The sequence below is a fragment of the Lactiplantibacillus daoliensis genome, assembly GCF_005405005.1.
In the GTDB taxonomy this organism is placed as follows: Bacteria; Bacillota; Bacilli; order Lactobacillales; family Lactobacillaceae; genus Lactiplantibacillus; species Lactiplantibacillus daoliensis.
In genome coordinates this window covers 17,104-31,030 of sequence record NZ_BJDH01000010.1, presented here as the reverse complement: position 1 = coordinate 31,030, position 13,927 = coordinate 17,104, and the positions used below count along the sequence as shown (strand labels likewise).

At 44.2% G+C, this 13,927-nt stretch carries 14 protein-coding genes; 8 read left to right on the top strand and 6 right to left on the bottom strand.

All coding sequences use genetic code 11. The features are described 5' to 3' along the window. Nucleotides 1-100 precede the first annotated feature (100 nt). The gene (locus tag FFM64_RS10480) at nucleotides 101-664 is read left to right on the top strand and encodes a UbiX family flavin prenyltransferase (protein ID WP_137607976.1); all 564 of its coding nucleotides are present in this window, start codon (nucleotides 101-103) and stop codon (nucleotides 662-664) included. A 3-nt stretch (nucleotides 665-667) separates the two neighbouring features. After that, complete coding sequence (gene lpdD / locus FFM64_RS10475; RefSeq protein WP_137607975.1) at nucleotides 668-1,078, top strand: prenylated flavin chaperone LpdD; 411 nt, start codon at nucleotides 668-670, stop codon at nucleotides 1,076-1,078. Between the two features lie 349 nt (nucleotides 1,079-1,427). On the opposite strand, the gene FFM64_RS10470 is transcribed toward lpdD, so the two are convergent. Next, entirely contained in the window at nucleotides 1,428-1,868 is a 441-nt protein-coding gene (locus FFM64_RS10470) for an Rrf2 family transcriptional regulator (protein WP_137607974.1), read from the bottom strand. Between the two features lie 184 nt (nucleotides 1,869-2,052). Between FFM64_RS10470 and FFM64_RS10465 the strand changes: the two genes are divergently transcribed. Further along, nucleotides 2,053-2,730, top strand: coding sequence for a TetR/AcrR family transcriptional regulator (locus FFM64_RS10465; RefSeq protein WP_137607973.1), 678 nt, complete (start codon nucleotides 2,053-2,055; stop codon nucleotides 2,728-2,730). A gap of 222 nt (nucleotides 2,731-2,952) precedes the next feature. Next, complete coding sequence (locus tag FFM64_RS10460) at nucleotides 2,953-4,320, top strand: Nramp family divalent metal transporter (RefSeq protein ID WP_171000392.1); 1,368 nt, start codon at nucleotides 2,953-2,955, stop codon at nucleotides 4,318-4,320. A 56-nt stretch (nucleotides 4,321-4,376) separates the two neighbouring features. Here the strand turns inward: FFM64_RS10460 and FFM64_RS10455 are convergent, their stop codons facing one another. Genes FFM64_RS10455 through FFM64_RS10445 form a run of 3 tightly spaced genes read right to left on the bottom strand, consistent with a single transcriptional unit; the run spans nucleotide 4,377 to nucleotide 5,620 of the window. After that, nucleotides 4,377-5,003, bottom strand: coding sequence for a hypothetical protein (locus FFM64_RS10455; protein WP_137607971.1), 627 nt, complete (start codon nucleotides 5,001-5,003; stop codon nucleotides 4,377-4,379). A 34-nt stretch (nucleotides 5,004-5,037) separates the two neighbouring features. After that, nucleotides 5,038-5,340 carry a hypothetical protein gene (locus FFM64_RS10450; RefSeq protein WP_137607970.1) on the bottom strand — a complete coding sequence of 101 codons (303 nt, stop codon included), beginning with the start codon at nucleotides 5,338-5,340 and terminating at the stop codon, nucleotides 5,038-5,040. Nucleotides 5,341-5,371: 31 nt separating this feature from the next. Continuing rightward, a complete protein-coding gene (locus FFM64_RS10445) occupies nucleotides 5,372-5,620 on the bottom strand; it encodes a hypothetical protein (protein ID WP_137607969.1) in 249 nt (82 codons plus the stop codon). A gap of 256 nt (nucleotides 5,621-5,876) precedes the next feature. On the opposite strand from FFM64_RS10445, the gene FFM64_RS10440 reads away from it, so the two are divergent. Continuing rightward, entirely contained in the window at nucleotides 5,877-8,216 is a 2,340-nt protein-coding gene (locus tag FFM64_RS10440) for a cation-translocating P-type ATPase (protein ID WP_137607968.1), read from the top strand. A 635-nt stretch (nucleotides 8,217-8,851) separates the two neighbouring features. On the opposite strand, the gene FFM64_RS10435 is transcribed toward FFM64_RS10440, so the two are convergent. Both FFM64_RS10435 and FFM64_RS10430 read right to left on the bottom strand, forming a co-directional pair. Then, entirely contained in the window at nucleotides 8,852-10,228 is a 1,377-nt protein-coding gene (locus FFM64_RS10435; protein ID WP_137607967.1) for a sensor histidine kinase, read from the bottom strand. Beyond that, on the bottom strand, nucleotides 10,215-10,919 hold the full coding sequence (locus FFM64_RS10430; protein WP_137607966.1) for a response regulator transcription factor: 705 nt from the start codon (nucleotides 10,917-10,919) through the stop codon (nucleotides 10,215-10,217). Before FFM64_RS10430 ends, FFM64_RS10435 begins: the two co-directional genes overlap by 14 nt. A gap of 168 nt (nucleotides 10,920-11,087) precedes the next feature. Here FFM64_RS10430 and FFM64_RS10425 point away from each other — a divergent pair, with 168 nt between their 5' ends. From FFM64_RS10425 to celB, 3 genes are all read left to right on the top strand, one after another. Beyond that, complete coding sequence (locus FFM64_RS10425) at nucleotides 11,088-11,375, top strand: hypothetical protein (RefSeq protein WP_137607965.1); 288 nt, start codon at nucleotides 11,088-11,090, stop codon at nucleotides 11,373-11,375. Between the two features lie 81 nt (nucleotides 11,376-11,456). Beyond that, the gene (locus FFM64_RS10420; protein WP_137607964.1) at nucleotides 11,457-12,188 is read left to right on the top strand and encodes a MurR/RpiR family transcriptional regulator; all 732 of its coding nucleotides are present in this window, start codon (nucleotides 11,457-11,459) and stop codon (nucleotides 12,186-12,188) included. Between the two features lie 314 nt (nucleotides 12,189-12,502). Beyond that, on the top strand, nucleotides 12,503-13,831 hold the full coding sequence (celB, locus tag FFM64_RS10415) for a PTS cellobiose transporter subunit IIC (protein WP_137607963.1): 1,329 nt from the start codon (nucleotides 12,503-12,505) through the stop codon (nucleotides 13,829-13,831). The last annotated feature ends 96 nt before the right edge of the window (nucleotides 13,832-13,927 follow it).

Below are 13,927 nucleotides of genomic sequence, written 5' to 3'. Positions count from 1 at the left end.
AGGAATAATACTCAGTCTGAATATGAGTTGTTCGGCCTAATGGTTGTCGCTAGAATGGGATTAAACATGCTGATGACTGTTAAAAAGTGAGGGTGACAAAATGAAGCGACTTATTGTTGGAATTACAGGAGCGTCCGGAACTGTTTATGCAGTTGATTTGTTGAAAAAATTGCACGAAATACCAACAGTCGAGGTCCATTTAGTAATGAGTACTTGGGCTAAGAAAAATTTAGAATTGGAAACGACCATGACACTCAAACAGTTACAGGCGTTGGCTGATTATACTTATCATATCAATGATCAAGGGGCGACCATTGCGAGTGGGTCCTTTTTAAATGATGGTATGGTGATTGTTCCCGCCAGTATGAAGACTGTGGCTGGGATTGCCTATGGTTTTGGAGATAATTTAATTTCCCGAGCTGCGGATGTGACCATTAAAGAACAGCGTAAGCTAGTGATTGTGCCACGTGAAACTCCGTTAAGCGTCATTCATCTGGAAAATCTGACGAAGTTAGCTAAATTAGGCGCACAAATTATTCCGCCAATCCCGGCTTTTTATAATCACCCACAGACGATTCAGGATTTGGTTGATCATCAAACAATGAAGGTTTTGGATGCTTTCCACATGCCAACTAAAAATGACCGACGTTGGGAAGGGGATTAGCCGATGCCGACTTTTAAAACTGAACAGGCTGGGTATGCGATGACTGCCGTGTTACAAGTGATCGGACGTGATTTATTGATCGTCGTGACCGGCGGAACGAATCCACACATTGGCGATGTGACAATGGTAACAGCTAAGACCAGTGCCCAGACGGTAAGATTTCCTAGTCATGATGGACGGCTGCATAAAGATAATTTTATTTCCGAGCGTATGGCGGCGGCCTTGAAGCCATACTTACTTGGTAGTTGTACGATTACGGCGGGTATTCATGTTAATCAAATTACTAAGGCTCAAATTGCGGCCGCTGCGCCGATGACCATGACATTGAGTCAACAAATTATTGAGTGGTTGACTGCAAACCCAATTATTGTCCCTAAGCCAGAATATTATGGCAATGATGAAAGCCCAAAATAAAATAAGCGTTGTAATTGACCTTAAAAAATCAATTACGACGCTTATTTAGTTAACTAAAGATTGAAAGGCTCAAAGAAACGGTACGAACCAAATACCCTTTACGTCTAAACCGAGCACTCCGTCAGTCAAAATCGGTGTGCTGTGGGGGACGGCGCCAGCCGAAGAACGGTCTGGGAGATTTGTGGTTTTGGCAAAACTTCCAGGCTTGAACCGGTCCCTCGTCCGCATGTTATCGGCAACAACCGGAAGCGACACAAATATACCAGTAACCGAAATAGACTGGTTCAAATTTAGCACGCTGTCGGTGGATAATTCCTGTAATTCAACTTTAGTCAGTAGCGCACTGATATTAGTGAATGGCGTCTTTTTTCGCTTGTTCGACGAGCAGATTATCCACGATATCTTGCAAACTGGTTTTGGCTAATCGTGCCTCTGCGGCAGTCTGGGCGTCTTGATAGTATTGTTGTAAGACGGTTTGGATGTTGCCACCTACAATGCAGTCCGGATTGGTTTTTGGATCAACCGCGAATAATGATTTGTCACCTTCGACGGCGTAGAAAACGGTCAAGAGTGAGATTTCATTCAACGGTTTGGCTAGAATCGGTTGGGCTGTCCCTGGTGTTGTCGTAATAAGTCCGGCATGACGGAGCTTACCCATTAACCGCCGGACAACGACTGGACTGGTTTCGATGCTGCTAGCAATTAAGTCACTAGTCAGATGCGCGCCAGCATAAATTTTTATGAAGGCGAGTAAATGAATTGAATCACTGAACCGAGTAGAAACACGCATGTCAATCACTTCCTGTAACTAGATTAATTACCGTGATTATATCTGATTCTTTTAATTAAAGCAATTATCCCCTTTTACCCGAAATATCATGTAACTTTTCATCAATAATAATTGCTTATTATCATAAAATCGGTTATCTTAGTGATGATGAATTGAGCAGTTACTTCAAAAAGGAGCTAGTGACATGAGTGAAATTGAAACCATCCAGGCGTATTATGCCGCCTCATTGGGGAAGGATGGCCAAATAACTAAAACGCAACAAAAGATTTTAGCGGCTGCTTTGGCACTGTTTGCTGAGAAGAGCTACGAAGAAGTTGGAACACGTGAAATTGCGGATCGGGCCGGGGTAGCCGAGGGGACGCTCTTCCATAATTTTGTTAATAAGAATGGAATTTTGGATGCGATTATGCAACCAATCATGCAGAATATTTTACCCACGATGCTGAATACTTTAGATCAAGCAGTCTTAGATGGTGACAGTCAAACGTTAGATGCGTTCATTGTTGCGCTAGTCACGGACCGAGTGGCTTTCGCGGCGCGTAACCAAGAATCGCTGGCCGTGATTTTGTCACAATTTTTTAATAATGAAAAAGATCGCGCAGCCGTCATGGGAATGGTCTCCCCAGAAATTTTGACCCAAGCCAATGTGGTGATGGATCGCTTGAAAACTGCTGGTGAGCTAGTAGATTGGCCCAATCGAATGATTTTGCAATTATTATTTTCAACACTTGGGGGCTATTTAGTTGAAAAAGTGCTGTATCCGGATTTAAATCAACTTGATACCAAACAAACTGTCCGTTATCTCAGTGATTTCTTAGTAAATGGATTGAGCCCACGTCGAATGCCCTTACATGTGGATTAAATCAGCGGTGACACAGGTTTAGGACTGCCAAACAATAAAATAAAAATAGTTGACTATTATCTCATGGATGATATACTACCAATTGGAATTGAAGCAAGCGCTCAATCAGCAAGAACGAGTGTTGGCTGTTGAGGATCACACAGTAGTCCACAACCTGAATTCTAAACCAATAGAAGAGAGGGTTTCATTATGAAACTAGCAAAAACGAAGGACCGTTCAGCGATGTTAGCCACCAAAGGGAGTACCGGTAGTGGGATACATTCGACTGGGACCGATAGTAAAAGCTTGGACGAAGTGAATGGGAGTGTTCGGGTTCCGAAAAATGCGAGTTTCTGGCGTACGCTAATCGCATATACGGGACCGGGTGCTTTAGTCGCAGTCGGGTACATGGATCCGGGTAACTGGATTACATCGATTGCTGGGGGTTCACAGTATAAGTACGCGTTGCTATCTGTAATCTTACTTTCAAGTTTGATTGCGATGCTGTTACAAGCCATGGCGGCGCGGTTGGGAATTGTCACTGGGAAAGATTTAGCCCAATTGACCCGGGAACGGACGTCAAAGAGAATGGGTATCTTCCTCTGGATTATTACTGAATTAGCCATTATGGCGACTGATGTGGCTGAAATTATTGGTTCTGGGATTGCGTTGAAACTGTTATTCGGTTTCCCGCTGATTGTCGGTATCTTGATTACGACCGCTGATGTATTGATTTTATTGTTATTAATGAAGCTAGGTTTCCGTAAAATTGAAGCCATTGTTGCAACGTTGGTGGCTGTGATCTTATTCGTCTTCTTATACGAAGTGATTATTTCACAACCGAACGTCCCTGAAATGTTAAAGGGGTATGTGCCAACAACTCAAATCGTCAGCAATCAGTCCATGCTCTACTTAGCATTGGGGATTGTTGGAGCGACGGTTATGCCACATAATTTGTACTTAGGTTCTTCCATTTCACAAACTCGGGCCGTTGACCGGAGTGATGAAAAAGAAGTTGCCAAAGCCGTTAAATTTACCACGATTGATTCTAATATTCAATTGTCCGTGGCCTTCGTCGTTAACAGCTTGCTTTTGATCTTGGGGGCAGCGTTATTCTTCGGGACGAAAGGTGACTTGGGTCGATTCGTTGACTTGTATAATGCCTTAGGGGATAGCAAGATTGTTGGCTCGATTGCGAGTCCAGTCTTGAGTATGTTATTCGCTGTTGCCTTGTTATCTTCCGGTCAAAGTTCAACGATTACTGGGACGTTATCTGGTCAAATTATCATGGAAGGTTTCATTCGGTTGAAGATGCCATTGTGGGCACAACGGTTATTGACCCGTTTGATCTCGGTCGCGCCAGTGCTAGCTTTTGCGATCTATTACCATGGTAATGAAGCGAAGATTGAAAGTCTCTTAACCTTCTCGCAAGTCTTCTTGAGTATCGCGTTACCATTTGCAATGATTCCACTGGTTAAGTTTACCAGTGATTCAAAACTGATGGGGAACTTCAAGAACCGACGCTGGGTTGAATGGACAGCTTGGATTATTACGGCTGTCTTGATCATCTTGAACATTTATCTTATTTTACAAACGGTCGGCTTAGTTTAAATTGAATTGAAATAGTAAAAAAGTGCTGAATTAATTTTCAGCACTTTTTTTGTTGTTTAGATGGCTGTTGCTAGTGAAAAAGGGGTGGGGTTAAGTAGATTTGCGAGTAGCGGCAGAATGCCGTTTTTTAAATCATATAAATTGCTAATCGTGGCTGGCCAAGTTTGAGCAGTGACTGCCGTGAGTAAGTCGTCTTGTGAAAGTCTGGCCTGATGGTGTGGCAGGATTAGGGCTGTTGGCGATGTCATCATAGCGGTTGGCGCTAGATCATGGACGAAATAAGCAAAGTCTGGTGCTGTGTTTAGTAGTAACGTGAGGTGGCTCACTTGTTGTGGATCAATCTGCTGCATGAGTCGCAGCGTTTGTGGTACGGAATACACCATCGCGGCATAGCGTTTCAATGGCAGCTTGGGCTCTTCAGTTGTTGGTGGTGTCAGGGTTATGGTTAGTCCTAGTTGCCAACTAGCGAGTAAGAGGAGGGGAATGGGCGCCAGATTAGTCGTACTGATTAAGATGGACTGCCCAGGTTTAAGGGCTTGTTGCTGTAAGCTTGTCCGACATAGCGGCAGGTCTTCCAGAAGGTCGGCACCCGTGTACCAGATGCCCTGACTTTGGTTTTGCAGCAGGGGTTGTTGGTAGCTTCGGCGTAGTTGGGCTTCAATTTTTTCGGTCAGTGTCGACATCTGGTCACACTCCTTTCGATCACATCAGTATTGGCTATTTAGTTGGTTGGTAGCGCAACTTGTCTAAATTTTGACTACTGGTGTCAATCGTGTCGATCACCTGATTTTGCATCGTTTTGGTAACTAATTTAGTTGCGTGGGGGGTTAGGTCATTGGCAGGATTCGGTTGTGTTGGCCGCGTCGCCAAGCTCGTACCTTTGTTTACATGGCTAACTAAGGCGGTTGAAGTGGGGGTGGGTTTAGCGGCGGTCGTGTCTGCGAGGGCCGTTCCAGTAGTTGCGAATAAGGTTCCGGCGGCCATCAGGGTAATCGTTAATTTTTTTAAAGTGTTTTTCATAATAATCGGACTCCTTTTAGTTGTGTGTTAGTTAGGCGACCGGGACAAGCCAGTCGTTTGAAAGTAGTTGGTGGAATTTACGACCAAGGGGCACCCATAATTCGGATTGGCAAATGTTACGAGCCGTGTCCCAAAACAACGGATCGTTGAGTTGGTCATTACTTAATTTAACCTTGACGTACTCGCCTTGTTCCGTTTTCGCAATGATCAGTGGATAAAAGACTTTCACCAAATGGACTGCGGTAATATTTTTAATTTTAGGATCGGTATCTAATAACATATTTCCAGCTCCTTAGTAACTTGCTTGACTTGAATGACTTTAGTTTACCGGCAAATTGACCGCGTAACTATCGACTTTTTGTAAATCTAATCTAAGAATTTCTTAGAAAGTTACTTATAGTTTTGATAATCGTTGTTTGGAACCCGGGGTTGCTTAAAAATACGTTAAGTCAAAAAAATTTTGAGCGTTAGAATCGTCATAAAGGTTTAAAAATGCTTACAATAGAAAGTAAAGCAAACTGAGGGGGCTTACCAAGATGACCGAACGGGACTTATCACCGTTAAAACAAGGCTTAACGACTGCCGAGGTTCAACAACGGATGGCGGCGGGTCAACACAATGAACCACTACCGCCACTGACGAGAAGTGTGCAGCAAATTTTTCGAGATAACTTATTGACCTTATTTAACTTAATTAATGTCTTGTTAGGTTGCTTGGTCTTCCTGACAGGAAGTTACAAAAATTTACTATTTTTATTTGTTGTGATTATGAATACGGCGATTGGTATTTTTCAGGAAATTCGAGCGAAACGCCAAGTGGATAAATTGACGATTTTGTCAGCGGCCAAGATGAATGTTTGGCGTGATGGGCAGTTGGTTGCTGTCGATCAAGCTGACTTGGTGCAAGATGACTTGATTAGCGTGACTCGTGGGGATCAACTGCCGGTGGATGTTGTCGTTCGCGAAACTACTGGGTTAGAAGTAGACGAATCGCAAATTACCGGTGAGTCTGAACCGATTATCAAAGGCAACGGAGATAATCTGATTTCTGGGAGTGTGCTATTAGGTGGTCATGGAACCGTACAAGCTACGGTGGTGGGCCACGGGAGCTATATTAAGCAATTAGCGCGTTCGGCCAAGTCGGATCATCGGACGCCCAGTCAATTGCTGACGATTATTAATCGGATTATCAAAATATTAACGTTCACCATTATTCCGTTAGGGACCGCCTTATTTATCTCCACCCTAATGCGTGGGGCTGGTCAAAATCGAGCCATTCTTGGAACGGTAGCTGCGATGGTCGGCATGATTCCAGAAGGCTTGGTGTTGTTGACGTCGGTTGCCTTGGCTGCGGGGGCCTTTACGTTGGGGCGTCATCAAGTTTTAGTGCGAGAATTACCTGCAATTGAAGCTTTAGCGCGGGTTGATATTTTATGTCTCGATAAAACGGGGACCATCACGAGTGGTAATTTAAAATTTGAACGGATTGAACCTTGGGCCGATATTGCAGCGGCAACGGTTCAGGACACCCTTGCTAAATTGGTGAGTGCGATTAATGACGATAACGAAACGGCTCAGGCGATTCAGTCGGGATTAGGCAAACCAGTCGTGTCACCGGATGAAGTCATGCCGTTTTCGTCTGGTCGTAAATGGAGCGGTGCGAGTTTTGATGGTCAAGCGTATGTCATGGGCGCTCCTGAATTCATTTTCAGGGAAGTCTCACCAGCTTTAAAACAGCGAATTCACCAACTCGCACAACAGGGGTTTCGTGTCTTAGTACTAGCTAAAGTAGCACAATTGACGACACCCAAGCCGACTGAACCAGAAGCGTTAGGGTTGATCTTAATTACGGATGAGTTGCGGCCAAATGCGCAAGCAACTTTTGGCTTTTTTGCCAAACAAGACGTTGCGTTGAAGGTCATTTCGGGTGATAATCCCGTCACGGTTGCAAGTATCGCTAAGCGTGCGGGCATTGCTGGCGCGGATCAGTTAATTGATATGAGTCAGGTCGGGACAACACCAGACTATGATCAGTTGGTCGCAACCTATAATGTTTTTGGCCGAGTGACACCCCAGCAAAAGGCTGGCTTGATCAAAGCCTACCAAACTGCGGGCCATACGGTAGCGATGACTGGCGATGGGGTGAATGATTTGTTGGCCATGCGTCAATCTGATTGTAGTATCGCGATGGCCAGTGGGAGTGAAGCGACAAAGAGCTTGGCTGATTTCGTGCTATTGGATTCTAATTTTGATGCGATGATTCAGGTTTTGAACGAAGGTCGCCGAGTAATTAATAATATCGAACGGGTTGCCGCGTTATATTTGATTAAAACCATGTATTCCGTCGCATTGACGGTCATCTTTATTTTTATGCCCCACAGTTATCCATTTGAGCCCATTCAGCTGACACCAATCTCGTCACTAATGGTTGGGATTCCAACGTTCTTCTTAGCACTGCAACCGGACTATACGCGAATTACCAGTCGTTTTATGAAGCAAGTGATGGAAATTGCGGTACCGGCCGCGATTGCTGTTGTTGGTTATATCGTCGTAATTGATTTGCTTGGCGCAGAATTCCAGTTGGATTTTGCAACGACCTCAACGCTGAACGTTTTACTGACCGGAATTATTAGCTTAAATGCACTTTTGATTGCGGCGCGGCCATTAAATCGATTTAAGATTGGTCTCGTTTCGTTGATGGCAACGTTGTTCGTTCTCGCTTTTCTGTTTGGTGGGCGAATCTTCTCATTAGTCAATTTGCTGGATTGGCATTTGGCGATGATTTATCTCCCGTTAATGTTAAGTGCTTATCCGGTCTTCATTCTGTTACAAAATGGTCTTGGTCACCGCGTGCTGAGTCGGATTCGATGGAAATGATCACTAAACGTTGAAAATAGGAAAAACATCACAAATGTCCCAGTACCAGTGACCGTCACATCTAAAGTAGACTTACCAACTTTAGCGCGCCGTCAGTCAAAATCGGTGTGCTGTGGGGGATGGCGCCAGCCAAGGTACGGTCTGGTGCCTCAATTCAAAGCCGGAAAAACACGTCTTTGAATTGCCCCGCAAGCTTAGTCAGCTAAAAACGCCGACTAATCTTACCGACACTGCACACCGATTCCGACTGACTCCGCTAAACGTAAATAACGAATTTAGCCAAAAAAACCACTGACTTAGCTGGAGGTTGTTACTGATAGCATCGGACGTGCAGGTGGCGTTTGACCGACGTTCTTTGCCGGCCTTACACCACGGACGGTTCGGGAGATTTGCGATCTTAGCAAAGCTTTCGGGCGAGGTTCAAGACGTTCCTAAGGCTTGAACCGGTCCCTCATCTGCATGTTATCAGTAACAACTGGAAGCGGCGGTATTCGACTAGTTTTCATTACCTGATTATTGACGTAGTGTTGTAGGTCGCAATTTTCTACTTGCAACTTTTAGATGATAACTTAATAAATGACAAAACAACCGTGTTCAAGTTTAGCCCGAATTGGGTGAACTTGAACACGGTTGTTTTACTTTTTCCAAATCAAAGTAAAGACGCTCCCTTGGGGGTTGTTATCAGTCACTTCAATTTTGGCATGATTCAAAGTGACCAGTTGTTGCACAATGGCTAATCCTAAACCACTGCCTTCAACTTCTTGCGAGCGTGATTGATCGACTCGATAGAACCGTTGGAAAATGGCAGCTTTTTGGTCGTCGGGAATGCCTTCGCCAAGATCGGCTACTGCTAAACGTACTTCCTGTTCGGTTGCATGGAGACTCAACGTGATTAGTTGATCAGCTGGCGAGTATTTGTGAGCGTTATCCAGCAGGGCAACTACGATTTGCTGCAACATTTCGGCATTACCCGCGACGTGAATGTCTGGGTCAATGGCTAATTTGAGTGGCTGTGATAGTGATGGCTGGTAATGTTCACCAAGTTGCAACATTAGGAATGATAAATCCTGATCGGTGAGGGTTAATTTGGCACGATCTGCGCGCGATAAATGGAGCAAATTTTCAATTAAATGCTGCATACGTAAGGATTCTTCGTCGATAAAGTTTAGTGATTCTGGAATGACTTCTGGATGAGCCGTCCCACGACGGCGGATTAAACTCAAATTGCCACGAATTGCGGCAATCGGCGTACGGAGTTCATGGGAAGCATCAGAAATAAATTGCCGTTCATGTTGTAATCGTTGATTTTGTGCGACCAGTAATTCATTGAAGGCTTGGCCGAGATCGTTAATTTCTCGTGGACTTGTGGGCACTGTCAGCGTTGGTTGATCCGTATCGGGATTATTGGACGTGTATTTCGTTTCGTGAAGCAGACTAATGGTTGGGGCACTAAGACTTGCAGCCAAGCGGTGCGCCCACCAAGTACCGGCAGCTAATGTCAGCAGGGTCACGAAAATAATGAGACAAATCAAGATGACTAGGCTATTTATCAGGCGCCGGAGACTAACCCATAATTGATAAGTGTTTTGCCCATCGGTTTGTGTATAGGATAGAAAGAAACCAAAGCCCCGTACGTGGACTAGGGCGCCTAAAACGTGGGTTTGTGGACGTGCGAAGAAGGCTTTCGACGATGGCGATGTCAAAATCGTCTGTTTAGTTTTGGTGGCCGTCGTCAGGGTCGCCTTTTTAGTGGTTACCCGGATAAAAGCCGGTTGCTTGCTGTTGCGAGTCGTGGTGTTGTTCCATTGAATAAAGCTAGGGACATCTTTAATGTTTGCTTGATGCAGACTACTCATCAAGGAACGAGCCTCATGCGACGTGTTCACCGTTTGCTGCGTGCCAACGACAATCAAAATAACAGCACTGATGGTCAGCGTGATAGTCAGTACTAACCGTTTGATAGCTTGGTTGATGAGCTGTTCATACGTTGGAATCGCCTTATTTTTCGCCATTCGCAATCGACTCCCTTAATTTGTAACCGACGCCGCGGACGGTTTGAATCAGTGGTCCCGCGTTCGGAGTGGCTAATTTATTGCGCAAATAACCGACATAAACGTCAACGACATTTTGTTGTCCGAGAAAATCGGCGCCCCAAACTTGGTCAAGGAGATCGTCGCGCGTGAAGACTTCGTCAGGATGAGCTAAGAAAAATTGTAACAAGTCATATTCACGGTGGGTCAGTTGGACTTCAGCATCAGCGTTCGTGACGCGATGGGCTTTGGTATCCAGCGTGATGTCATCTAGTTGATAGATCTGATTCGGGTCAAGTTGGTTTTCAGCACGTCGTTGAATAACACGAATTCGTGCCAGCAGTTCCTCAATTTCAAATGGTTTAGTGATGTAGTCGTCGGCGCCGTTATCTAATCCGGCGACCTTGTCACCAATATAGTCGCGGGCGGTCATGATAATTACGGGAACCTGATCGTGTTTGCGGATGCGTCGCAAGACTTCCATCCCGTCTAATTTAGGTAACATCCAGTCGAGTAAGATTAGAAGTAGTTCGTTTTGATGTTCAGCGTACATGTCCATTGCGGCGAGACCGTCATTGGCCACGAGCACATTGAAATCTTCAAATTGGAGTTCTTTCGTGAGATAGCCAGAGAGGCTTAGTTCGTCTTCAACAATCAGAATCGTCTTTTTCATAATGAAAATAATCCCTTCTATATAATCTAAGTTATGACTATTATAGCCAATAGTTGTGAAAGGTTGACGATAAAAGGTGTTATTTTTACAAATTCATCTCGTAAATGTAAGCGCCTTAGCGAAATATGGTAAACTTGGGTTAACAAATTTGAGGAAGTAGGGATAAGCATGGGAATCTTTAATGACGCGATGCAAGCGATGTATCACAGTGGGCACTATGGTTACTCAATTAACGTGAAAAAAACGGCGGCAAAGGTTGATCCCAAAGATGTACCTGCGATTGTGGCTTTGGGAACGGTGAGTCGGACCCCGAGTTTTCGAACTTGGCATATTGATTCACCATACAAAACTAAAGAATTTATGGCGAAGTTTACGACCGCTTTGGCTGATTGTTCACTCGAAATGACTGATTTAGACGTTAAACCAGAAATGGATGGTCGTTGGGGCGATCGTTAATTGGAATTTGTTCCTACAAATTATGGTTGTAGTCATCAATTTATGATTAGACCAATTTAAAAGTTTGGGAGGTGTGCCGCGATGTTTTCATATGATCAAGTTCAGCAACTGAATCGCCTAGAAATTGAGATTTATAAGTATATCATGGGGCATCCGGCCGAAGTCAGTACGATGACGATTCGGCAACTGGCAAGTCAAAGTCATGTTTCCGCCACGACAATTTTGAGATTTCTGAAACGGATGGGGTATGACGGTTACGCGGAATTCAAGTTCACACTAAAGGAACAATTGCGTAAGGATGCGGCCCAACCGGTTTCACAAACCGTCGTTTCAATGCGAACCTTTTTTGATCGGATGGATGTGCCGACTGTCACAAGTGATATTCGGGCCGCTACGGCGTTGATTCGCCAAGCGAAAACGGTCGTCTTGATTGGGGCTGGGACAAGCAAAGGTCTCGCCAGTTATGGCACCCATTTATTAGCCAACTTTGGTGTTTATGCCTTGCAGATCAATGAAACGGCGCAGCCCTTGCCAGTAACTGCAGTTGATTTATCAGATACTGCGTTGCTATTATTATCTGCTTCGGGAGAATCTGAAGATGTGATGCAACAGGGCATTTTCTATCAACAGAATGGGGCGAAATTAGTTGTGATTACGGCTAGCAGTCATTCAACGGCCGCCGGAATTGGCGATGTGGTGCTGACATATGATACCCCAGAAGTCCAGGCAATTACTGGTGGTAGCACACTTTCACAGTTACCGGTCATTTATTTTTTGGAGCAAATGGCTATGGGCGTTCAGAAATTGGGTTAGACCTTTTTACTAAAATAACCAGGAATATGTTCCTTAAATGGAACATGTTTCTTTATAGGAAACACTACACAATATGTTTTGAAAGGGTATACATTACCACAATGATGGGTATAATAGAATTTATAGAAAGCGCATTCAGTTGTTGCGTGAGCTAGAACAGCCACTGACAAGAAACATGCTATTATTCAATCAATTGCATTAGCGTCAAATAATTGGCCATTATTGAAGTGGGCGTTGATGCAGTTGGTCTTGCGATATCCAAGACGTTGATTTTAGAGCAATGCGTTTTTAAATTATTCTAGGGGGTCAACGACATGAGCGAAGACAATAAATCTAGTTTCGTTAATGACCGACTCGTCCCATTATTTGGTAAGATTGCTGGTTCTCGTCACTTAATCGCGTTACGTGATGGGATGACATTAGCCGTACCAATGATCATCATCGGGTCAGTCTTCATGATCATTGCTCAATTCCCAATCCAAGGTTATCAAAACTTTATGTTAAATACCTTTGGTAAGAACTGGGCAACCATTGTTCAATATCCAACCAACGCATCATTCCATGTCATGGGGTTAATTGCCGTTATTGGGATTTCTTATAACATGGCTAAGAGTTACAAAGTCGATCCAATCTCAGCGTCCATTGTTGCTATGAGTGCTTGGTTATTAACAATTCCGCTAAACACTGATAAGGCAGGGGCCTTATGGGTACCATTAACACAACTTGATTCGGCTGGTTTGTTTACTGCTCTTCTTATTGGTTTATTTATTACCGACCTGTATGTGTTCATGGTTCATCGCAATTGGACGATTAAGATGCCTGAAAGTGTGCCACCGGCAGTCAGCAACTCATTTGCTGCCTTAGTCCCTGGTGCCATTATCTTAGTTTTGATCTGGGTATTACGTTTACTGGTTGAAGCTACCCCAATGGGCAGTATTCCTAACGTGATCTCATTTGTCTTAGCTAAACCATTAGGCTTATTGAGTAACACCTTACCAGGTGCCTTAGTTGCTGAATTCTTGATCTGTTTACTTTGGATCTTCGGGATTCATGGTGCCAACGTCGTTTCCGGCGTTATGTCACCAATCTGGTTATCAGCAATGTCACAAAACGCGCACGCTGTTAGTGCTGGTAAAGCTATTCCTAACATCGTTACGTCACAATTCTTCGATAACTTCATCCACATGGGTGGTTCTGGTGCGACCCTTGGGTTAGCATTTATGATTGCCTTTGTTTCACGGAGTGCTGAATTTAAGACTTTAGGTAAATTGATTATTGGACCTGCAATCTTTAACATTAACGAACCAATCGTCTTTGGTTTGCCAATTGTTATGAACTACCGGATGGCGATTCCATTTATCTTGGCCCCATTAACCAACGTTGTTACAACTTATGTTGCGATGTCGACTGGCTTGGTTGCTAAGACAATGGGTGTCATGGTTCCTTGGACCACGCCGCCAATTATCTCTGGTTACTTGGCAACTGGTCACGTTTCCGGTGCCGTAATGCAAATCGTTAACATCGTTCTTGATGGCGCGATTTACTACTTCTTCTTCAAGGCTTTGGATCGTGATAAAGTTAAAGAAGAAAAGACTTTCGCTGCAAAAGAAGCTGCTGCTGCAGCCCAAACTGCTAAAGCTTAAGTTGAACTTTGAAAGGACTCACTTCGGTGGGTTCTTTTTTTGCCGATTTTAGATTGGCAAAACCAAGATAATATAATAGAATGGCTAAAAGATTAA